Below are 20,867 nucleotides of genomic sequence, written 5' to 3' on the forward strand. Positions count from 1 at the left end.
ACGATATGAAACGGGCATTAAGTAGCGTCATTTTTGCGGGAGCCACAGTCTTTGCGTTAGCGCAGGGTTCCTTTACCATCGTACGGCCATTCGATGGTTCGAAGATTCGGGAGACGGTTCACGTCATGTTCCCGAAGAACAGTATTCCGGAAGATTCCGGATACGTCGGTATCTTCATCGACGGCGAGTTTATCGAAGCCGTCGCTCCGAAGCTTTCGGCCGACAAGAAGTACTACGAGTACTTGCTGAACACCAAGGATCTTGCCGACGGTCAGCACAAGCTCGAAGCCAAGCTTTACGTGGACTATAGCAACCAGCCCCGAATCGTCGACACGAGTAGCGTCGACATCACGGTTGCGAACAAGACCAGCATCCCCGTGCCCGACGAGGGATTCCAGATTCGATACCACTTCAATACCGGCACCGAGCACATCTATCGCATTCAAGAGAAGGTCATCCAGAACATGATCAGCGAGGATCAGCAGAAGATCAAGGATTCTCGTCCGATGCAGTTGGAAGAAGACGGTGAGTCGATGAAGATGCTGTACGCCTGCGACAACTCGTATGGCAACGGCGACGGCCTGATCCGAATGCAGGTTGTGCCGGACAAAGGCATCAGGAATCGCGAATATGCCTACATCTCGGTAGCAAACTCGAACGGCCCGCAGAAGTTCTACTCGTCCGATATGGCGGCGATCTACATGCGCATCACGCCGACGGGCCGCGAAGTCTTTGGTTCGGTTCCTGAGTACTTCGGATTGGAAGGCAACACCGGAACGCAAAATCGACTCCTGCTTTACGCCGACTACCCGCTTCCCACGCTTCCGACGAAGGGCGTTCGACCGGGCGACACCTGGCAGACGAACTTCCAGCGCGGCGCGATCAACCTCGAGAACCCGTACATTCAGGATTCCGTCGTTCGAAAGCTCCCGGCGCGAGGCGAACTCCTCGGCGTCGAATGGGAGATGGGCCACCCCTGCGCCAAGATCAAGAATTCCATCGCGATCGGCTCGGGTGACACGGCCAAGAAGACTCCGCAGGTCAACGGCGTGGACAAAATTTCCGACGCGAAGTACTCGATTGAAGAGACCGTTTGGTTCGCGCTCGACACCGGCGTGCCGGTCAAGTTCTACCGCGACATTACCGTCGAGGGTAAGGGCGACTTCGGTCTGACCGTTGGCGGAAATAGCGGCGGCGCAGGCGGCAGCGGCGGACCTCAAGGCCCGAGCGCAGCCGGTCAGTCTGGCGGCGGAAACAGCGGCGGCAAGGATCCGCGCGACTTCCACATTGGCAACTTCCAGCGGGGCGGCGCTCCGGTGGGCGGACCGCAGGGTGGTCCAAGCCGTGGTGGACCCACTGGCGCACCTTCCGGCGGACCTCCTCAAGGCTTCGGACCGAACGGTCCCGGCGGCTTTGGCCAACAGAACAGCATCTCGACTTTCGTTCGCATTCGAATCCAACAACTGTTCGTTCTTGAGAAGTAAACTCAAACGGTGGACGACAGGGACGATCAGGAACAGTCGGATAAGCCGGTAGTTAAAGAAACTGAAGAAAGCTCCTCGGGTAATCCTGAGGAGCTTTCTTCGCAAAAGAAGCCCTCGAAGCGCCAGGCGCTGCGATGGAATTCGCCCGATCACAACCCGGAAGACTTTCGGCTGTCGCTGGTCGAGCATCTGGAAGAACTACGGACCCGCATCATTCGGTCCTTCCTGATCCTCCTCGGCTTCTGGGCCATCTCCTGGACGTTCGCCAAGGACATCTACGTCTTCCTGACCAAGCGAGCTACGGACTCCATCGCGCCGAACCTTCCCAAGGGCAGTCACTTCAAGGAGGTCTTGCTTCATGCACCCGACGCGTTCATGAACATCTTCAAGCTCTCCTTTTTCTGCGCGATCATCGCGGCATTCCCGTTCATTGTTCTGCAGGTGTGGGCATTCATCGCTCCGGGACTGAAGCCGGAAGAACAGAAGCCACTCCGCAAAATCGGGCCGGTCAGCCTGATTCTCTTCCTGACGGGCGGGTTCTTTTGCTGGCTGATTTTGCCGGCGGCGTTCGCCTGGTTCGCGTCGTATATGGAGTACTTCCCGGGCGTCGACCTGAACCAGGAAGCAGGCACGATGTCGATCTTTACGCTGAAGAGCATTTTGGCGTTCGGTATCGGATTCCAACTTCCGCTGGTGGTGTTTGTACTCGGCGCCCTGAACCTGCTGTCGTCCAAGACGCTGTTGAAGTATTGGCGGCACGGCGCGGTCGCGATCTTCTTCATCTCGGGTGCGATTACTCCCAGCAACGACATCCCCACGATGCTGATGATGGCAATACCATTGACCGTTTTGTTCATGATCAGCGCCTACGCGGTGCGCTTTGTCCAGAAGGATAAGGGCAAGGACAAGACCGACGAGTAGGTAGGGCATGTCCGCCGACTTTCCCGTCTCGATCTCTGACCAAATCGTTTACACCGAGGAGATCGAGCGGCGTCCGGCGCGGGTGATTCCCAACGACCTGCGCCTGCCCGCGTCGCTGCTGGAGCGGATGCCGGCCGAGCTTTATTCGCACCAATATGCGGCGATCCGCGCCGCGCGCGAGGGCAAGGATGTCCTCATCGCGACCGGCACGAGCTCCGGCAAATCGCTCTGCTTCCAGATTCCCGCGCTAGCGGCGTGCGTCGAGGAACCGATGGCGCGAGCGCTGTTTCTGTATCCCACCAAGGCCCTGGCCCAGGATCAGATGGGCCGCCTGCAGGCGATGGCGAGCGATCTATCCGTGCGGGTTTCGACCTATGACGGCGATACGCCCAAGAGCCACCGGTCCGGCATCCGCAATCTTTGCAATATCGTGTTGACCAATCCGGACATGCTTCACCTCTCGATCTTGCCGGGGCATGCCAATTGGACCAAGTTCCTCAAGTCGCTCCGCGTGATCGCGCTGGACGAGATGCACAGCTATCGCGGCGTCTTCGGCTCGCATGTCGCGCTCATCCTGCGGCGGCTTTTGCGCCTCTGCGCGTGGTATCACAATCGCCCCCAGATCATCGCCGGGTCGGCGACCATCGGCAACCCCGAGGAGCTTTTCGAACGGCTGACCGGACGCACAGCGACGTTCATCGACGACGACGGATCGCCCAGCGGCAAGCGGTCCATCGTGTTCCTGAACCCGCCTTTGCTCCCTAACCAAGAGCGGTTAAGCTCAAACGTCGCCGCCAGCGAGGCGTTGGCGACGCTGGTGGAGACCGGTACCGTCACGCTGGCATTCAACCGTTCGCGCATCGCGACTGAGCTAGTGCTCCGATACACGCGCAAACGGCTAGACGAGAGCCTGGCCGACAAGGTGGAGAGCTACCGCGCGGGCTATACACCGAAGGAGCGGCGGCAGATCGAGCAGGCGATCTTGAAGGGCAAATTAACCGGCCTGACCACCACCAACGCACTGGAGCTGGGAATCGACATCGGCAACCTCGACGCGGTGATTTTGAATACTTATCCGGGATCGCAGTCGAGCTTTTGGCAACAAATCGGGCGGGCGGGACGCGGAACCAAAGACTCGCTCGCTTTGTACATTGCGGGAGATAACCCGCTAGAGCAGTACCTTCTGGACAATCCAGAAAAGCTCCTGAATGGGAGAAATGAAGCGGTGACAATTCAGCCCTCGAACCCAAATATCCTAGGGCCGCAACTGCTGTGTGCGGCGTACGAGCGTCCGTTGGCGCCGTCGGAGTGCGACCTGTTCGGTGAGACGGCGCTGGAAGTGGCGGAGGAGAAGGACCGGGCCGGAGAACTGATGTTCCAAAGCGGACATTTCTACTACCCAGGTTTCGAGCCCCCAGCTCTCAAAGTGAACATCCGTGGCGTGGGCGGCGACATGGTCAGCCTGACGGTGGGCGGCGAAGAGTTGGGCAACATGGAGTACGGCCGTGCGCTTCGCCAGGCGCACGTGGGGGCGATCTATCTGCACCGGGGTGAACCGTTCGAGGTGACGGAATTCGACCTAGATCGCATGGAAGCGCGACTCCAGCGGTTCGGTGGCAACTATTACACGCAGGCGAAGGTGCAAACGTTTTTAGAGCCGGGCACGCCGTTTGCCGACCAAGGCCCGTTCTCGCTCTGCGGGTGTACGGTCACGACGCAAGTGATCGGCTACAGCAAGAAGACGTTCGACGGCGACACGGTGATGGACGTCATGCCGCTGGAGTTGCCCGCGCAGTCGTTCGACACGGTGTGTCTCCGCATTGATTTGCCGCCGATCGACATGGAGAACTATGAGATTCAGGCGAGCGGAGTGCATGGGGTAGAGCACTCGCTCTTGTCCCTGGCACCGCTGTTTGCCGCGTGCGATCCGAACGATCTCGGCTCGGCGTGGTACGCGATGTTCCACGAAACGATGTGCCCAGCCGTGTTCATCTACGATCAAACTCCAGGCGGAATCGGGTTGGCGGAAGCGCTCTTCCGGCGTGCGGACGAGCTTTTGGACGCCGCCATCGACCGCGTAGGGCGGTGCGAGTGCCAAGGCGGGTGTCCCGGCTGCTTGTTCCTGGCAAGCTGCGAGGTGGGAAATGAAGCGTTGGATAAGACTTTGGCATACGGAATGCTGCTCAAGCTAAAGGCCCTGACGAAAGGGTAACGTTTGGTAAATCCATGATCATTGTTATGCAGGTTGGCGCCTCCGAGGCGCAGGTGCAGGCGGTAGCCAGTTTCATCCGCGACCGAGGCTTCGAGCCTCTCGTTCTCCCCGGCGAGGGCCGCACGGCGATCGGCATTCCTGCCTCGCTCAACAACGATCAACGCACCGACATTGCGGCGCACATCAGCGCGATGGAAGGCGTTAGCCGGGTCACGCAGACCTCCCACCCGTACAAGCTGGCCAGCCGCGAATACAAGCGCGAAAGCACGATCCTGAAGGTGAAGGACGTGGAGATCGGCGGCGACTCGTTTGTCGTGATGGGCGGACCATGCTCGGTCGAATCGTACGATCAGTTCGAGGCCGCGGCGGCGGTGGTGAAGGACTCCGGCGCGACGATCCTTCGCGGTGGTGCGTTCAAGCCGCGAACCTCGCCCTATTCGTTCCAAGGCTTGGCCGAAGAAGGTTTGAAGATCATGAAGGAGGTCGGCGACAAGTTCGGCCTCGTGACCATCACCGAAGTCATGAGCGGCGACATGGTCCCTCTGGTATCGAAGTATGCCGACATTCTGCAGATCGGCGCGCGGTCGATGCAGAACTTCCCGCTCCTCATCGAAGCTGGTAAGAGTGGCAAGCCGGTGTTTCTGAAGCGCGGACCGTCGGCGGGCGTCGACGAATTTCTGCTCGCGGCGGAGTATGTCATGAACCAGGGCAACCCGAACGTGATGCTGTGCGAGCGCGGAGTTATGGCGTTCGACCACACCTATACGCGCAACATTTTGGACCTCGGTATCGTGCCGGTGCTGAAGGAATACTCGCACCTGCCCGTGATCGTCGATCCGTCGCACGGAACCGGCGTGGCGCGGTACGTTCGGGCGATGGCGAAGGCGGCGATGGTGGCTGGAGCCGACGGTGTGATGGTTGAGATGCACCCGAACCCGAAGGAAGCCCTCAGCGACGGCTCGCAGGCGCTGACGCCGGAGACATTCGTCGGGCTGATGGACGACCTGAAGGGTCTGTCCGGCTATGTCAAACGGTCCATCTGACGTGACCATCGAGTTTGCGTCGGCGTCCTTCGAGGACGCCGATGAATTGGTGGCCATTCGCATCGCGGCCATGCGCGAGAGCTTGGAGCGGGTCGGCCGGTTTTCACCGGACCGCGCTCGTGAGCGCTTTCTCAGTTCGTTCGACCCCTCGGTGACGAAGTTCATTTTGGTCGACGGCGTGCGTGCGGGATTCTTTGTCGTCAAGCCGGAAACGGATGGTCTCTTGCTCGATCACCTCTACGTTCTGCCGGAATTCCAGCGGCGCGGCATTGGCCGACACGTTTTGAAGGCGGTGTTCCGAGACGCCGACGAAAGGGGTCTTACGATGACGGTTGGCGCGCTCAAGGAAAGCGATTCCAACCGCTTTTACGTCGCGAACGGATTCGAACCGGTCGGCGAAGGCGAGTGGGACAACTACTATCGGCGGCTTCCAAATGAGTAGCCTCACCATGTGACGCTGCAAGTGCTCCGAGGGATTGAACAGCTTTTTCGGACCGAACGGCGGCGCGTGGTGGCGAGCCTGAGCGCTCCTGGGTGATCTGGACCTGGCCGAAGATGCGCTCGCTGAGGCGTTCGGCGCGGCCCTGGACGAGTGGCCGCAAGACGGTACTCCCCCAAGAAGCCTCATGTCTGGCAGGTGAAGACAGGGCGATTCAAGGCGATCCACGCCATCCGCAAAGCGCCCAATCGGATGTGTCGCTATTGTAGGTCGTCGAGCAGATCGACCAATCGGCTCAGGTGGACATCGACCTGGTGAAGAACGCCATCCGCGCCGGGTAGTTTGGCACGCACACGGTCCAAGCCGCCATCGCCGTCATTCATGCCAAACGCCGTCGTGGTCTGAAGTGGATTGGACTGAAATCGTGACGCTCTACGATCTGCTGTTCGGCATCTTGCCGTCGCCGGTGGTGGAATTGAAGGGCGGTCGCCGTGGCATTGCGGAGCGACGTCAAGCAAGGCATCGATGTGATCGAGGTTCTGGCGATAGAGCGGTTGGATTCCTACTACTTGGCCCACGCCACGTACCTCCGTGCGCTTGATTTGGTCGGGCCAGATGCGGATGGACTGTTCCTTTGTCGGCGGTTGGAAAAACTATTGTAACATTTTTGCGGGCCTTGTTGAAAGCGCAGGGTGCCGGGCGACGAAGAGACGTAGGGCCAATCAGTCGGCTCAAGAAAGGAAAGAGCGTGCAATTTATGATGCTGATGATTCCCGCCGTTTACCAACCGGACAATAGGGCCAAGGTTGGTACCGACTTCACGCCACTACTCGATACGATCGAGATATTGCGGACCTACAACCAGTGGCCTAGGCGAGGTGGGCGTGCTCGTTGCCCTCGAAGAGCTTCAGCCTCCGGAGAATGGCGTTTACGTTTGCTATGCTGGTGGCAAGGCGTCGACGATCGACGGTCCTTTCATCGAGTTGGACGACGTGCTCGGCTGCATTTATCATCGATGTGCCGTCGAAGGAGGAAACGGTGAAGTTGGCGCTACAAATTTCGGCTCATGAAGGCGATGTGGTGAAAGTGCGGAAGATTCTCGACATGAGCGACTTTCCCGAAGAGGTTCAAAATGCCATCGACGAAGATTGAGGTCGGCGCCCGGGGAATTTGCCTTTATTCCCCACTCACCCCCTCGCGGGCGGAGCATCGTGGTTTGCCTGGAGGTCACAGCTATGGGGTGGCTGCTATCGAGCCCCAGCCAACAAATGCTTCGCCATCGCAACAGTTTCCTCGCAAGCCTCCATAGCAATGCCTAATCGACGCTAGAGTCAAGAATAGAAAAGCACTTCAAAATATTCAAATTATTAATCAAAGCCCTTGACATCTGTGACAAAGCAACCTAGACTAACACTGGAATACGTGACATGGGTAGTGTGGCCAAACTTAAGTTGGCAGTCCAAGGTTTTAACGATAAGCCGGAATCCCAACGTTGGATGGTGCTCTGCGTACTTATTTGCTCTCTGTTGGCAATTGTCGCATGGTCGCTGTTCTTGCTCTCAACGCTGGCAATACATCAAAGTCCGGATACTGGCAAAAAGTACTACCTTGTCTCTGACCGACCTTCGGCAAAAGACAACTTCTTCATAGACTACACTCAAGAGCACGAAAACATTCGTTACATGCGTGCATCCTCCGATTATGCAACAAGTCTGCTTAAGGATGTTGGTGGTCTGTCTGCGGTTACAAAAGCAAAGGAAGGCGATCGTTGTGTTCTGTTCGACGCTGAAAATATTCATCACTACTTTACGAGCTTAGGTGTGATTATCCAAAAAATGGACAGATCAGCCCAAGACGTAACTGTCAGAACTCAAGGTAAGTACTTGTTTGGTTCGGCAATAGGTTTGGCTATTGGAATCCTCTTCACTCACGGCTTGAGGAAAGTACTCCTCCCTATTATGCTCGGTTTATCAATATTGTCCATGCTAAAATATGCGACACCATGTCTTGTTTGCATCAACACAACGTTGTTTGGATTGGACGCGGCGCTGTGGGGTTTGATTATATATTCGACCGTTTTCCTGTTAGTTTACTTTGATATCGGGCCTGGATATTTCCTAATGTTGACCGTTCCTGGACTTGTCGCTATATGGCAAGTGATCAATATGGCCTTCTACTCGACATCATTTTGTCCTATTTGTCTGATGATATTGTCGCTAAATTTTGCGATGTGTGGAGCTTCGATTCAACGTCCACTCAAAATCAGACGCTTCAACCAAGTCAGGAAGCACAAGATTGGATTTGCTCTTGCGTATCTAGCGCTTGCGGTTACTACGACTGCTAAGTTTAGTGTCGTGCAAAGGCCGTATTCTTCCGAAGATGCGTCAGTGGCTCAGCTTCGACGGAAGGTTCAGATGGAGCAAAAAAGCAATTTAGCTGGAAAGTCTCTTGAATCACTTGGCTTAAGTATCAAAGTGCCCAAAGGCGGATGCATCATTTGCGTTGGCTCGCCTTCCTGTAGGCCCTGTAGCCTAGCTCGCTTGTGGCTATCGAGACTCTCGGAAGTTACCTTGGTGTCAGTTCAGGTAGTCGAGAGTAAAAGTGAGAAACCAATATGGCAGAATTACATCACAGATGGGCGTAAGTTTCCGTATTCTCCGACTGTTATGGCGGTCGGAAGTGATGGTGTCGTCAAAAGTGAAATTTTTGGCTGGTCGGACGATGTGCCGTGGCAATCCACGGCTACGAGGGAATTGATTTCCTCGTTAACATCGCCTCCTGCTGATTCCCAAAAAGGAAAGTAAATCATGATAAAACACTTGAGTAAATTCATCGTGCTATTGGCGGTTGGCCTTGCCGGATTCATTCTGGCAGACGATCCTCCAGGTTCTGGTTGCACCAATGGAGGTTGGTATCTTGGTAACTTCAAGCTCTATACCTGCGTGAATAAATACGATAGCCAAGGGGCACTCCTTGATTGCGGTCAGCCGTATATGCCGATGTTCCTATCGTATCGGGTTTGTGACTTGTACTGCTGCAATATGTGGGGAGGTGGCACTTTTGTCAACAAGGTGTGCCTTCCACCACACGATGATGGTTGTTGCGATATAGAACCTGACCGTGAGGACTCCTATGATTTTACGGAGCCTGGAGATCCAGCACCTCAGCCGTGTGAGGAGACGCCGCCGTCTGGAAACTAGTAGCTTGAAGAGATTTTCCCAAAATTTCGTCTTGGTGGTGGTCCCGATAACTGTTTCGTCGATCACTGCCAGGATGTTTGGTAGCTGGTTGGCTGGAGAAATAGGTGCTACAGTTAGTTTTGACTACCACCCTTTCGCCACACAATTGCTGTGGTCTGTTAGGTATTTTGCATGGCCGTGTATTGCCATAGTCAGTGTTCTTTGCCTATTTTTGAGGAGAACTGACGTGAGGACTCAAATAACAATTAGTATCGCCTACTCGCTTGTCTTCTTGATTTTCAGTCAGCTAAAATTTTATCGACTGAACGCTGGTTTACACTTCGTCGCGGATTTTGCTTCTTGTGCGCTAATGAATTTAATTCTTCCGATTTTGTATGTCGGACTAGACAAGCTAAACAAGGTTGAGTTAGTATGAGGGGGTTTAGACGTTATGGGCTTAGTTTAGTTGAGGTTCTGACCGTCGTTGCTATTCTGTCAATTCTGTCCGCTCTTACCTTAGCAGTATTTGCAAATGCTAGACGTTCCGCTCTTGCTAGCAAAGATATCGTATCGTTGCACGAGATATATGCTGCATTAGCCTTGTATGAGTCAGATGCCAACGATGTTATGCCCTCAACCTTGAACAAGGCTTTGAACTATTACGCTTCGACTGATATTTTGATGTCTGACTTAGATTCTCGAAAAGAGATGCCTGCGAGTGGCTGGACCGCTACTCCATTTGTGCCGTGTGGACATGAAAGGTTAAGGTATAAGATTAGCTTCGCATATCTTAAGACATTTTCAAGTAGCAATAATGACGGCAAGAATTCGGAGTGGTCGCTGTTGAGGTCCGAGTCGCAGATTGGTCTTCTTGCTTCACCTTGGGACGGGGTTCCGGTTGATGGGCCTCTCTCAGAGGGTCGATGTGGTGAAACGGTCTTCCAAGTGAGTGGCATACCTCTGGACGGACCGATTCACAGGATAAACATGGATGGTTCGTATTTCAAATTGAGAAAGCGACGAAGCATTTACGCTTTGGGGTCTCTTATGGATTTCTTCTTTAACCGATAGAGTAGAGAATATTTTATAGGATAAAGCTGCGCGCCGGCTTACGTTGAGGCATTTTGGTGATTATTCTAGAGGAGCTTAGAATACGGTAGTAGGTGGTAAGTTTTTTCACTTGAGAGTGTTTTAGACGATAAATGTCTTTATGTTGTGTGAGAAATCCTTGCTATTGTCATACAAAGCTGTGCTTTTTGTAGTGCCAGTTACGAGACGGTGCCCTTTTGGAGGGCGTGAAAACTATAGAGCCCAGTTTAATAAGTGGGTTGCCGATTGGAATCGTGCGATGAAGGATTTGCTGATTGTTATCTTTCTTCGTGCTTATCGTCTTGACGCTGGATTTGGTTTGGTCCATGAAATCATGAGTTTGCCCGGCATCTAGGCGTCTTAAGCGTTGAAATCCTTGGTCTACTGATTGCCTGGATCGTTTGGCATTTCCTGCTATAGCACCCAAGGCCTCCTTATGCCCCGAGTAGCCAAAGACTAAGCCTGAAAGCAAAGGGCTTAGTGGGTCGATAGATGCTTCGTCTCTGGCGTCAAGTGGACATTCTTGAACTCAAGCCACTGGTAATCCCGGAACTCAATTTTGTAGGATTTCACGTCCCGCGAACTGAACATGAGATGGAGAACCCAGTGGCCATCCTCGACCCGGCCCGATCCATCCATGAAGTATCCGGCCTGCACCTCTTTGCCTTTCGAATCCGTGCCGATGAGCTTTAACTCTTTGCCGACTAGTTCCTTCGGAAACACCATGGAGTAGGTCTTAGTGGAGTCCGAATTCGTTTTCGCCGTCAGTTTATCGAGGGGTTCGGCCTTGGTCCAAGTGCGGAATTTGCCGAACGGCACCGCAATTTGAAACGAACCGATGTCGGAGTCCTTAGTCGTGAACTGCGTCCACAGTTCCGTCGTCTTGAGGTCGGGATGCCTGATGGCCTCCGTCGATGCGGTAAACGCCCCGTTTCCGACTTTGGTTTGATAGATGACTTCCTCCTCAGGAATGTTGGTCAGCCGAATCAAACAGTGGACGGCGCCGTTTGAACCTGACCGGGAGTCTGCCGCGATTTCACTTTGAACGACCTTGACGGGCATACCGTTGGGGAGCCACGCCACGATGTCCTTGCCGGTCTTTTGGTACAGATACTCGAGCTTGGCGCTGGATCCGTTCTTCAGCTTGAACGGTCCGAATCCGACCTCTGAGCTATCCGTAGGTTTAGGTTTCGCCTTGCCAGTGCCTTCTTGGCGCGAGCTGGCTGGAGGCGGCTGAGCGATGAGCACCGCGGACAGGGCGGAACTGGCCAAAACCGAGGTGGTGAGGGCGACTTTCAGTTTTCGAGTCAACGGCCTTCGCACGCGGACGTCGTCGGAGAGAAGCGATTGAACGCGTGACGTCAGAGACGAGGATCGGACCACCGCGCCGATCGATACTCCGACCAGCCGGGCTCGCGGATATCGCTCGAAGACGGACAGAAGAGCCCGGGCATACGCCTGTTGAGGGATGCCAGAAAGGACCGCCTCTTGGTCACAGCGTTCCTCGGCAGTGCTCTGCATCTCGCGATTGAGCATCCACGCGATGGGGTGGCACCACAGGATGGCGCAGGCGAAGCGCGCGACGAGGAACCATTCGAGGTCTCGTCCCGCCAAGTGGGCGAGCTCGTGCTGAAGGATCGAATCGACCATTTCATTCGACTGAGTCTCCAGCCAATCGACAGGTAGGAAGATGGCCTTACGAAAGGTTCCGGTCACGAAGGGCGTCATGCCGTCGGGCGACTGCCGGAGAGTCGGCGCGGGAAGGCCATAGGCTTTCGATACGTCTTGCACTCGGTCGTAGATTGGGCCGCTCGCGATGATCGGCGCCTGACGTCGAAGGGCTCGAAGCGACCAAAGTCCGAACGCGTAGAGGCCGAACGATGCAGCGAGCCCAAGCGAATAGACCGTTGGTAGGAGCCAAGCGTAGTCAACGGCATCGGGAGTTGGGGCCGAGGCAGGTGCGATCGTCGGTTGGATTGGACTGGTTAGCGGTTGGCTCGGTGACTTTACATCGGCTACCTTCGGCACCACTGACTGCGCCGAAAAGTCGATGGGAACCACCGGGTCGGCGTGAACTGAGACGAAAGGAGAAAGGATGAACAGGGCCGCCGCCCCCAGCAAAGCCCCTCGGATGACATAAATCTTGGCAGCAAAGCGCCGCCCGAGCATCTTCGCGAGCCCGAGCCCAGCCAGGAGACAGATGCCCGATTGGACCCAAGCGATGAGGAGGCTGGTGAGTGTCATTTCTTCTCGTGCTCCTCGATGAGTCGTTTGATCTGGTCGAGCTCATCGGCCGAGACCTCTTCGTTTTCGAGGACGTGGGCGACGAGGCCGCTAAGCGAACCTCGGAAGACCCGCGTCAGAAGGTCCTGGGTGGCGGACTGCGTGGCTTCCTCTTCGGTGACGAGCGCACGGAAGTAGAAAGTCCGGTCTCGTTCTTCGTACGCAACCGCCTTCTTGTGCTCGAGCTTGCGAAGGAGGGTCTGGATCGTGCTGTGCGCGACCTTGGCCTCTTGGTTGATCGCGTCGGTGATCTGGCGGGCGGTGGCTTCGCCCCGCTCCCAGAGGACGCGCATGATTTTTAGCTGGAGGTTACCGATCTTGATTGCCATTTGCTCTCGTTGTTTACCATGGTAAACGTATGTAGTTTACTATGGTAAATGCAAATTTGTGAAATTCATTTTGCTTGGGGACCCGCAGTGTCCGCCAAAGTTCCTCGCTCAACTTGTAGCCGACTAGCAAAAATACGGGACTTCGCAACGAGAATCGTGACAGAATCGCTTGATATAGAATAATATATCAACGCCTAAATCCTTCACTGGAAGGATTGGCGAGATTACAAATGAAACGACTACTTCACATGGGAGCGCTCGGGGGTTTATTGGCTGCGGCCAGCTTAGCCCCCGCTGAACTCTTGACCAATGGTGACTTCGAATCCATGCCGAATTGGGGCATGGGTGTTCTGGGCGATTCTGGCTACACCGCCCTGACGGGATCGCAGATTCCGGGTTGGACCATCGAGGCTGGACACGCGGCAACGGTTCACAACACGAACCTCTACCCGACGATCTCGGGTACCTACAGCATCAACATGGACGGCGAGGGCTACAACGGCGTCAATGCCAACCTCTATCAGGACTTTATGGTGGGTAACGGCGACGCCGGTACGCTGGATTTCGACTGGCTGACGTGGGCGAACAATAACGCCGACAAGCTCGATGTCACCATCACCGATTTGGTCACGAATTCGGTGCTCGTACACGGCAGCTACAGCACAGATGCCGGGGGAGTCCATCACGAATCGTTCAACTTTGTCGGTACTGGCAATGCTCTGCGCCTTCGCGTGAAAGAAGACCCCGAGTCGCATTTCAACGACAATTCGTTCATGGTGGACAACTTTAGCGTCAACGCCGTGCCCGAACCGGCCAGCGTGCTTGCTCTCGCGGGTGGCACGCTTGTCCTTTTGCGCCGCCGCAAACGCGCGTAGTCTTTTCTCGCCGGGACTTTGCTAGTAGCGGGGGGAACTAGCAAATCCCGGCACAGTTGCCGTATGATAACGGCATGGCCACGCTGAAGGCTTCCGAAGCCCTCGTCGGGTTCGGTTTTACGGCTCTCGAATCCGAGATTTACGCTTTCCTACTTCAGGAATACCCTGCCACCGGCTATCGCGTCGCCCAAGCCATCGGCAAGCCTGCCGCCAATGTTTACAAAGCCTTAGAAGCGCTAGAGCGTAAAGCCGCCGTCGTGGTCGACGGGTCCAACAGTAAGGAATACCGTCCGGTCGCTCCAGAACGGCTTTTCGGACGACTAGAGAAGGAATTCTCCAGCAACAAGTCTTCGGCGGTGCGCCTCCTATCGTCGTTGGGTAGCCCGGATGCGTCGGGCCGAGTGTTCACGCTTAGTAGCTACGACCAAGCGGTTGGGCAGGCCAAAACGATCCTGTCGTCCGCCAAAGAGTCGGCGCTCGTCATTGGCTCGGAAGAGTTCATCGCCGACCTTCAGGGCAGTCTCGACGATGCCTGGGTGATGACCTCGGTGGCCACCCCAGCGGAGAACCTGGTTGGCGTCCCAGAAGAGATGTTCGACGTTCCGACCCTGGAGGTCGTGGTGGATCGAAAATCTGCGGTGTTCGCCAGCGGCAACAGTGCGAACTTCCAGGGATTCTGGTTCGAAAACCACCCGCTTGGCATCTCGATGCACCAAGCCGTGGTGTGCCAGATGGGGTTGTATCAAGTTGATCGCGCTATCGAGGCCGACGCGGGCAAAAAGCAGATTTCCCGCATCATCGAAGGATTGCCGTAAGCGCGGCCGCGGCCAGGTCGGCGGGCGGCATGGTGGCGTCCAGCACAACAAATCGCGACGGCTCTTCGCGAGCAAGCGTCAAAAACCCCTCGCGTACGCGGCGATGAAAGTCCAGCGGCTCTTGGTCGAGCCGGTTGACTTCCCTGCCTCCCAACCGCGCCAATCCCACCGAAGGATCGAGGTCGAACAAAAGCGTGCGATCTGGAACCAAACCCCGAGTAGCGAACGCGTTTCCGGCGCGTAGAAAGTCGAGCGGGAGCCCACGTCCATAGCCCTGATACACCAGTGTCGAATCGGCGTGGCGGTCGCACAGCACCACGTGCCCCGCCGCCAGCGCGGGGCGGATAATGGTCTCGACATGGTTGGCCCGGTCGGCCAAAAACAGCAGAAGTTCGGTCTCGGCCGAGACGGCGTCTTCCTCCAAAAGCATCTGCCGGATGCGCTTGCCCAGCGGCCCGCCGCCAGGTTCGCGAGTGGTGGTCACTTCGCGTCCGAGGGTTCGTAGTTCGGCGGCCACGGCCTGGAGCGCAGTGCTCTTGCCCGCGCCTTCGGGACCCTCGAAAGTGACGAACATTCGATCAAGCGTACCTGCCGGAACCCGCGCCAACAGCTAAAATGTTAATGACCTCATGAGACTTCTCGCCCGCATGTTGGCCCTTGCTCTCCCCTTCGCGCTCGTGGTGGGGTGCCAAAAGCCAGATGCGCCGAAGAAGCCGGACGCGGGTACGAAGCAGGAAGAGGTGACGCCGCCCAAGCCGGACGATCCGCACGGCGATCCGCCCGCCGAGACGGATATCTGCTTCGATGCGCAGAACCGCCGCACTCCGATTATCATGTTTCACGATCTGGTCGAAAAGCGCGGCAAGGACACAGTTTGGTACGACTGCACAACCGAAGAATTCAAGGACATCCTGGACAAGATCAAAGAAGATGGACTGACGGTGATCTCCCTGAACGATCTGTGCAGCCATCTGGCCACCGGCAAGGAGATTCCTGAAAAGTCGATCGTACTCACCTTCGACGACAACTATCAGAGCTTTTACGACATCGCTTGGCCCATGCTTTGCGAACGTCAGTATCCAGCGACCGTGTTTGTCCACACCGCGTTTGTGGGAAGCCAGCAGGGGCGTCCCAAGATGTCTTGGGACACGCTGAAGGAACTGGTGAAGGACCCGCTGTTCACTGTCGGCGGCCACACCATCAACCACTACGAGGACCTGAAGGACCGCGACCTGGAGACCCAGCGGCATGAGCTGACCGACTCGAAAACCGAATTGGAATCCAAGCTGGGCGTGAAGATTGACCTTTTGGCGTACCCGAACGGGAGCAACGGCGAGGACACTCAAGCAATTGCGCGGGAGGCTGGCTACAAGTTGGCGGTGACGGTGGAGAACATGCCCGCTGAGGAGTCGCCGAACATCTTTGCCGTGGGGCGCTACATTCAAACGCGCTTCAAAAACGCAGTCGAAGACTGCGAAAAGGCGGCAGACGGTGCGCCTGCCGATGTGTTCCGCATGAAGTGGAACAAGGACGCCAAGGTCCATTATGTTGACAAGAAGTTCGCGGGAATTCCGCTTCGAATGGTCATCGGCGGGATACCGGAGACGGTGATGAGCCCCAGCGGACGCCAACCGGTCAAGGAGATTGTCGAGCAGGAGGGCGGCGTGGCTGGCATTAACGGCGGCTTCTTCGCCATGGCGGCGGTGGCCTCGACCGACAATGCGATGGTCGGCCCGCTGAAGACGACCGAAATGGGGCAGGTCGCCCCCGACCAATCGCCCGAACGGTGGCCAAAGATCAACGACCGCCCACTCGTGATCTGGAGCAAGGACGAGTTGGCGCTTCTGCCATACGTGCCCGCCCAGATGAACAAATCGGACCAGTACGAGTACTTCATGCGCGACTACACCGACTGCTTCATGGGCGGCGTGTGGCTGGTGCACAAGGGCGTCGCGCGCACCCGCGACCAGCAGGACGTTTTTGGCGCGAAGGATATCCAGGATCCGCGTCGGCGAGCGTTCATCGGCATCATGGCCGACGGCGAGTTCGTGGCGGGGACGGTGCCGGATTCGGTGTCGTCATCCAAGCTGGCCGAGGCTGCGGCGGAGGCGGGAGTGCAGGAGGCGGTGCTGATCGACTCGGGCTTCTCGACCTCGCTGGTGTTCAACGACAAGATCAAGGCGTCGGGCCACTCGAACCGCGACCATCCCTCGCGGCCGGTGCCGCACGCCATCGTCATCAAGGGCGAGATCGACGCGACAACCGACGACAGCGAAGACCTTTCAACCGCTACCTCGCTGGAACCCGAGACCGGCTCACGCCGACGCCGAAAGCGGTAGGTTTCTCGTGGAAATTCTGGGCCTCGACCGACCGCAGACCGTTCTCGTGATTGAGGACAAGCTGTCATTCGCCCACCGCCTGGTGCGGTGGCTCCGCGAGCGAGGGCACACGGTCTTCGGCTTCACCGGCGTCCTATCGGTCGAGGACGGGGTGATGCTTGGTACGAGTCCATTAGCCGACGATATGCCTTTCGAAGTGTCGCTGGCGACGGTGCAAGTGTGCTTTCTCGACCATTATTTCGAAGGCGATGTGTTCAACGGGACGTCGCTGACCAAAGTCCTCGTGCCAATGGGAATCAAGGTGTGCGGAATGAGCTCGGTTGATCCCGCGAATGCGTCAATGATGCGGGTCGGAGCCGTCTGCGCGTATCGGAAGGACGCGTTGGGGCGGATGTTAGTTTAGTCTGCAGTTGGGAGCCTGAAGCCTAGTATCTGCCTCGCCTGTTGCCCCCGATTCACTTCGTTCATTGCCCTTTGGCGGGGTCCAACGACATGCTCCTTTCGTCGAGGCAACGTCCTCTCCTAGAAGGACAGGAAAACCAGATTCTCCCTCGCTGACCGAGGGAAGGGTCCGCAGGAGGTCTTGCCCCGAAGGCAAGACCGATGTGGATGTGAACAAAGTGAACAGGTTTCATTAGTCTTCGACAACTCCGGGTGGCCCGTATAGCCAAAGGCTATGCGGGAAGGAACAGTCTCGACGAACAAGGATCAAAAGGCGCCCAGCCACCAAGTCCGCAAGAAGCGGATAGTTTTGCCTCTGCCGCCTGCCGTACCTTACTCCTATGCACCAAACGATCGAGCCTTCGATTCTCTACATGGGGACGCCGGTGGTCCTCCTCAGCACCCTCAACACGGACGGCACGCCCAACCTTGCCCCCATCTCGTCCGCCTTTTGGCTTGGATGGCGGGGCCTGCTCGGCATCGGCGCGCGCTCGCAAACCGCCGAAAATCTGCTTCGCACAGGAGAGTGCGTCCTCAATCTTCCGTCCGATGATCTGGTCGGCGCGGTCGATCGGCTGGCCCTCACCACCGGGCGTAATCCAGTGCCCGAGTACAAGGAGCGGCGAGGCTACCGACACGAGGCGGACAAGTTTGGGGCCGCGGGCCTGACTCCGGTACGATCCGAGATCGTCACCCCGCCTCGGGCCGACGAGTGCCCCGTGCAAATGGAGGCGATTCTGGAGCGGGTAAATCCGGTGGCCGAGGACGACCCGAGCCAAAAGGGTGGGATTCTGTGCCTGGAGGTGCGGATCGTGCGAGTCCACGCCCATTCGTCAATCCTGATGAACGGCAAGCCGAACCACATCGACCCCGACAAGTGGCGACCCCTGATCATGAGCTTTCAGCGGTTCTACGGCTTGGGCCCGGAGCTCCACGATTCGCGTCTGGCTACGATTCCCGAAGCGTCGTATCGCAGTCCCGACGTCGATCGGGCTAGACTGGCAACGTTGGCGGGTGCACGATGAAAGAGGAAATGCTGGAACTGGCCCGCTACATCGAGGCAAACTGCGACCAGGCGCTGACCCTCGAAGCCCTGGCCGAGCGAGCGGGCTACAGTCCGTTCCACCTTCAGCGGTTGTTCAAAAGTTCCATCGGCGTCAGCCCAAAGGAGTATCTGGAATCGTGCCGTCTGCGCCGCTTGCGGACCGGTCTGCAGGACCAGCAGTCCGTGTCGCTTGCCATCGTCGAGGCGGGGTTTGGCTCGTCCAGTCGGGTGTACGAAAAGCTGGATACGCGCCTGGGCATGACGCCCAAGCAGTACCGCGAGAAGGGGCGCGGATTGGCGATTTCGTACGCAACTACGAGCACCCAACTCGGGCTGGTCATGATGGGTGCGACCGACCGTGGCATCTGCTTCATCCAATTTGGGGCGTGGGAACAGGACCTGCGCGGCCAGCTTGAGCGGGAGTATCCGGCCGCGACGCTGACACCGATGGCCGAGACCCATCGCGACCAATTCGAGCTCTGGATGCGGGCGCTGTCCGACTATCTGGCGGGCGATCTGCGCTCGCTCGATCTGCCGCTGGATGTGCGCGGCACGGCGTTTCAGCTCAAGGTGTGGAAGTACCTGCAAACGATCCCGGCGGGGCAGGTGGCGTCATATGCCGAGGTGGCGGAGGGCATCGGAAACCCCAAAGCCGCACGAGCGGTGGCGAGCGCGTGTGCGAAAAACACAATCGCAATCGCGATTCCGTGCCATCGCGTGATTCGCGGCAACGGCGACATGGCCGGGTATCGGTGGGGCAAGGATCGCAAGCGGACGCTCTTGGATTTGGAGCGAAAAGTGGGCTGAGGCGCGAGGCTACCCAACCGCCCGGTAAACTAACCAGTAATGTCCGTTGACCTGAATTCCCGCGATGCCGTGACGGCGCTCGACCCCAAAGGCATGCTCCATTTCACCGAAGAGTATCCCAACCAATGTCGACATGCTTTAACCTTGGTTGACGGCGTCAGCTTCCCATCCGGTACCTATACTGCCGCGATGCTGACCGGCCTCGGCGGGTCGGCGGTGGGCGGCGATTACGTTCGCGCGATGTTCGATGCCTTCGGCTCGATCCCCTTCGTGGTCAACCGCGACTACCACCTTCCGGCCTACGTGGGTCCGCAGACCCTCGTGTTCGCCACCAGCTATAGCGGCAACACCGAGGAGACCCTCAGCGCCTACGCCGACGCCCGCAACGCCGGTGCCCAGATCATCTGCGTCACCAGCGGCGGCAAGCTGAAGGAACTGGCCCAGGCCGACGGCTATCCGGTCATCACCGTCCCGGGCGGACAGCCTCCGCGAACCGCGCTCGGCTTCATGCTCATCCCCGTCCTCGCCGCGTGCGTCAAGATGGGCCTCCTGCCCGAGCAGGACTTCGCCAAGGCGTTCGACCTGCTGGAGTCGCTGTGCAAGGAGTGGACGGTCGAGGGCGGCAACGCCGTCGCCAAGGACCTCGCCAAAAGCCTTCACGGCAACCTTGGCATCATCTACGGCCTCGGCGGCTGGCAAGCCATCATCGCCAACCGATGGAAGGGCCAGATCAACGAGAACGCCAAGAACCACGTCTTCGTCAACGCCTTCCCCGAACTCAATCATAACGAGATTCTGGGCTGGGTGAAGGCGGGCGAGCAGGGCGTCTCGAAGTACGTGGGCATGGTGCTGGAAGACGGCGAAGAGAGCGCAAAGATGAAGAAGCGCGCCGAGGTAACCGAGGGGTTGGTCAAGGACCTGTGTTCCTTCCAGAACGTACAAGCCGTAGGTTCAAACTTGCTCGAAAAGCTTCTCAGTCTGACCTATCTGGGCGACTTTGTCAGCCTGTATCTGGCGGCGCTGAACCAGGTCGATCCCGAGAACATCGACTCGATCAATATCCTCAAGACCGAGCTGTCGAAGGTTAGCTAAGTCCTTCATTTCCTCTCCCATCATCGATGGGAGAGGATTGTCGCGAATGTCGTAAGATGTTAGCGGTGGCCAACATGAATCGAGTCGAGAAAGCACGTGTACTCATGATGCTGGCCCTGTTCGCCCTCACATTCGTTTTCTGGGTGTACTATGCCATCGCTCACCCGCCCAAGGCGTTATTTGGCTATGTGTACGTCGTTCCGTTTCTCCTCTTCGCGGTTCGATCCGTCGCCACTTATTCCAGCCAGCTTCGCTCGAAGCCAAAGCAGTTCGTCTCAACCGACTACGTGCTCCTTTTTGTGACTTATATTGCCATCGGCGAACCGCTCGATTCTCCGCGAATGGGACGCTACGCTGCGTTGCTTGCGGGCTTTTTGGTCATTTCGCTCTGTTTCGACCGTTTGATTGCCCAGGCAAAGTCCAGGGAAATGGCTCAAGCTGGCGAAGTGAACGAGACTTCACCAGCCTAAGACA

General features: G+C 57.1%; 19 protein-coding genes. 16 read left to right on the forward strand and 3 right to left on the reverse strand.

Annotation, left to right across the window (positions count from 1 at the left end; all coding sequences use genetic code 11):
- The first annotated feature begins 5 nt into the window (after positions 1–5).
- The 8 genes from GC165_00775 to GC165_00810 all read left to right on the forward strand — a co-directional run bounded on the left by GC165_00775 (position 6) and on the right by GC165_00810 (position 10,349).
- On the forward strand, positions 6–1,484 hold the full coding sequence (locus GC165_00775) for a hypothetical protein (GenBank protein MBI1331391.1): 1,479 nt from the start codon (positions 6–8) through the stop codon (positions 1,482–1,484).
- A 9-nt stretch (positions 1,485–1,493) separates the two neighbouring features.
- Complete coding sequence (gene tatC / locus GC165_00780; GenBank protein ID MBI1331392.1) at positions 1,494–2,405, forward strand: twin-arginine translocase subunit TatC; 912 nt, start codon at positions 1,494–1,496, stop codon at positions 2,403–2,405.
- Between the two features lie 7 nt (positions 2,406–2,412).
- The gene (locus tag GC165_00785) at positions 2,413–4,617 is read left to right on the forward strand and encodes a DEAD/DEAH box helicase (GenBank protein MBI1331393.1); all 2,205 of its coding nucleotides are present in this window, start codon (positions 2,413–2,415) and stop codon (positions 4,615–4,617) included.
- Positions 4,618–4,631: 14 nt separating this feature from the next.
- Positions 4,632–5,660 (forward strand): 3-deoxy-7-phosphoheptulonate synthase, encoded by a 1,029-nt coding sequence (gene aroF, locus GC165_00790; GenBank protein ID MBI1331394.1) that lies wholly within the window; start codon positions 4,632–4,634, stop codon positions 5,658–5,660.
- Positions 5,641–6,102 carry a GNAT family N-acetyltransferase gene (locus GC165_00795; protein ID MBI1331395.1) on the forward strand — a complete coding sequence of 154 codons (462 nt, stop codon included), beginning with the start codon at positions 5,641–5,643 and terminating at the stop codon, positions 6,100–6,102. Before aroF ends, GC165_00795 begins: the two co-directional genes overlap by 20 nt.
- A 918-nt stretch (positions 6,103–7,020) precedes the next feature.
- On the forward strand, positions 7,021–7,251 hold the full coding sequence (locus GC165_00800; protein MBI1331396.1) for a hypothetical protein: 231 nt from the start codon (positions 7,021–7,023) through the stop codon (positions 7,249–7,251).
- 284 nt (positions 7,252–7,535) lie between these two features.
- Positions 7,536–8,903 carry a hypothetical protein gene (locus GC165_00805; GenBank protein MBI1331397.1) on the forward strand — a complete coding sequence of 456 codons (1,368 nt, stop codon included), beginning with the start codon at positions 7,536–7,538 and terminating at the stop codon, positions 8,901–8,903.
- 807 nt (positions 8,904–9,710) lie between these two features.
- Positions 9,711–10,349, forward strand: a complete 639-nt coding sequence (locus tag GC165_00810) for a prepilin-type N-terminal cleavage/methylation domain-containing protein (protein ID MBI1331398.1) — start codon at positions 9,711–9,713, stop codon at positions 10,347–10,349.
- Between the two features lie 495 nt (positions 10,350–10,844).
- Here GC165_00810 and GC165_00815 read toward each other — a convergent pair whose 3' ends face one another.
- The gene (locus GC165_00815; protein ID MBI1331399.1) at positions 10,845–12,611 is read right to left on the reverse strand and encodes a hypothetical protein; all 1,767 of its coding nucleotides are present in this window, start codon (positions 12,609–12,611) and stop codon (positions 10,845–10,847) included.
- Positions 12,608–12,979, reverse strand: a complete 372-nt coding sequence (locus tag GC165_00820) for a BlaI/MecI/CopY family transcriptional regulator (GenBank protein MBI1331400.1) — start codon at positions 12,977–12,979, stop codon at positions 12,608–12,610. Before GC165_00820 ends, GC165_00815 begins: the two co-directional genes overlap by 4 nt.
- 230 nt (positions 12,980–13,209) lie before the next feature.
- Between GC165_00820 and GC165_00825 the strand changes: the two genes are divergently transcribed.
- Together GC165_00825 and GC165_00830 are read left to right on the forward strand one after the other, a co-directional pair.
- Positions 13,210–13,854: a DUF642 domain-containing protein gene (locus tag GC165_00825; protein ID MBI1331401.1), complete on the forward strand. Its 645-nt coding sequence runs from the start codon at positions 13,210–13,212 to the stop codon at positions 13,852–13,854.
- A gap of 74 nt (positions 13,855–13,928) precedes the next feature.
- Positions 13,929–14,669, forward strand: a complete 741-nt coding sequence (locus GC165_00830) for a hypothetical protein (GenBank protein ID MBI1331402.1) — start codon at positions 13,929–13,931, stop codon at positions 14,667–14,669.
- Here the strand turns inward: GC165_00830 and GC165_00835 are convergent.
- Positions 14,650–15,243: a dTMP kinase gene (locus GC165_00835; protein MBI1331403.1), complete on the reverse strand. Its 594-nt coding sequence runs from the start codon at positions 15,241–15,243 to the stop codon at positions 14,650–14,652. The two genes, GC165_00830 and GC165_00835, sit on opposite strands and share 20 nt — an antisense overlap.
- Positions 15,244–15,298: 55 nt before the next feature.
- On the opposite strand from GC165_00835, the gene GC165_00840 reads away from it, so the two are divergent.
- The 6 genes from GC165_00840 to GC165_00865 all read left to right on the forward strand — a co-directional run bounded on the left by GC165_00840 (position 15,299) and on the right by GC165_00865 (position 20,863).
- A complete protein-coding gene (locus tag GC165_00840; protein ID MBI1331404.1) occupies positions 15,299–17,008 on the forward strand; it encodes a polysaccharide deacetylase family protein in 1,710 nt (569 codons plus the stop codon).
- A gap of 7 nt (positions 17,009–17,015) precedes the next feature.
- Positions 17,016–17,411, forward strand: a complete 396-nt coding sequence (locus tag GC165_00845; protein ID MBI1331405.1) for a hypothetical protein — start codon at positions 17,016–17,018, stop codon at positions 17,409–17,411.
- Positions 17,412–17,790: 379 nt separating this feature from the next.
- Positions 17,791–18,474 carry a flavin reductase family protein gene (locus tag GC165_00850; GenBank protein MBI1331406.1) on the forward strand — a complete coding sequence of 228 codons (684 nt, stop codon included), beginning with the start codon at positions 17,791–17,793 and terminating at the stop codon, positions 18,472–18,474.
- On the forward strand, positions 18,471–19,301 hold the full coding sequence (locus GC165_00855) for a methylated-DNA--[protein]-cysteine S-methyltransferase (GenBank protein MBI1331407.1): 831 nt from the start codon (positions 18,471–18,473) through the stop codon (positions 19,299–19,301). The genes GC165_00850 and GC165_00855 overlap by 4 nt, the downstream gene beginning before the upstream one ends.
- A gap of 39 nt (positions 19,302–19,340) precedes the next feature.
- Entirely contained in the window at positions 19,341–20,393 is a 1,053-nt protein-coding gene (locus tag GC165_00860; GenBank protein MBI1331408.1) for a bifunctional phosphoglucose/phosphomannose isomerase, read from the forward strand.
- A 65-nt stretch (positions 20,394–20,458) separates the two neighbouring features.
- Entirely contained in the window at positions 20,459–20,863 is a 405-nt protein-coding gene (locus tag GC165_00865; protein ID MBI1331409.1) for a hypothetical protein, read from the forward strand.
- Positions 20,864–20,867: the final 4 nt, after the last annotated feature.

It is taken from the genome of Armatimonadota bacterium (assembly GCA_016125185.1).
In the GTDB taxonomy this organism is placed as follows: Bacteria; Armatimonadota; Fimbriimonadia; order Fimbriimonadales; family Fimbriimonadaceae; genus Fimbriimonas.

Bases quoted from the DNA above. Each gene is read 5' to 3' on its own strand.
- GC165_00795 (MBI1331395.1), top strand. From the start codon at position 5,641: ATGTCAAACGGTCCATCTGACGTGACCATCGAGTTTGCGTCGGCGTCC.
- GC165_00835 (MBI1331403.1), bottom strand. From the start codon at position 15,243: ATGTTCGTCACTTTCGAGGGTCCCGAAGGCGCGGGCAAGAGCACTGCG.
- aroF (MBI1331394.1), top strand. From the start codon at position 4,632: ATGATCATTGTTATGCAGGTTGGCGCCTCCGAGGCGCAGGTGCAGGCG.
- GC165_00855 (MBI1331407.1), top strand. From the start codon at position 18,471: ATGAAAGAGGAAATGCTGGAACTGGCCCGCTACATCGAGGCAAACTGC.
- GC165_00820 (MBI1331400.1), bottom strand. From the start codon at position 12,979: ATGGCAATCAAGATCGGTAACCTCCAGCTAAAAATCATGCGCGTCCTC.
- GC165_00785 (MBI1331393.1), top strand. From the start codon at position 2,413: ATGTCCGCCGACTTTCCCGTCTCGATCTCTGACCAAATCGTTTACACC.
- GC165_00775 (MBI1331391.1), top strand. From the start codon at position 6: ATGAAACGGGCATTAAGTAGCGTCATTTTTGCGGGAGCCACAGTCTTT.
- GC165_00860 (MBI1331408.1), top strand. From the start codon at position 19,341: ATGTCCGTTGACCTGAATTCCCGCGATGCCGTGACGGCGCTCGACCCC.
- GC165_00825 (MBI1331401.1), top strand. From the start codon at position 13,210: ATGAAACGACTACTTCACATGGGAGCGCTCGGGGGTTTATTGGCTGCG.
- GC165_00840 (MBI1331404.1), top strand. From the start codon at position 15,299: ATGAGACTTCTCGCCCGCATGTTGGCCCTTGCTCTCCCCTTCGCGCTC.
- GC165_00830 (MBI1331402.1), top strand. From the start codon at position 13,929: ATGGCCACGCTGAAGGCTTCCGAAGCCCTCGTCGGGTTCGGTTTTACG.
- GC165_00800 (MBI1331396.1), top strand. From the start codon at position 7,021: ATGGCGTTTACGTTTGCTATGCTGGTGGCAAGGCGTCGACGATCGACG.
- GC165_00850 (MBI1331406.1), top strand. From the start codon at position 17,791: ATGCACCAAACGATCGAGCCTTCGATTCTCTACATGGGGACGCCGGTG.
- GC165_00815 (MBI1331399.1), bottom strand. From the start codon at position 12,611: ATGACACTCACCAGCCTCCTCATCGCTTGGGTCCAATCGGGCATCTGT.
- GC165_00810 (MBI1331398.1), top strand. From the start codon at position 9,711: ATGAGGGGGTTTAGACGTTATGGGCTTAGTTTAGTTGAGGTTCTGACC.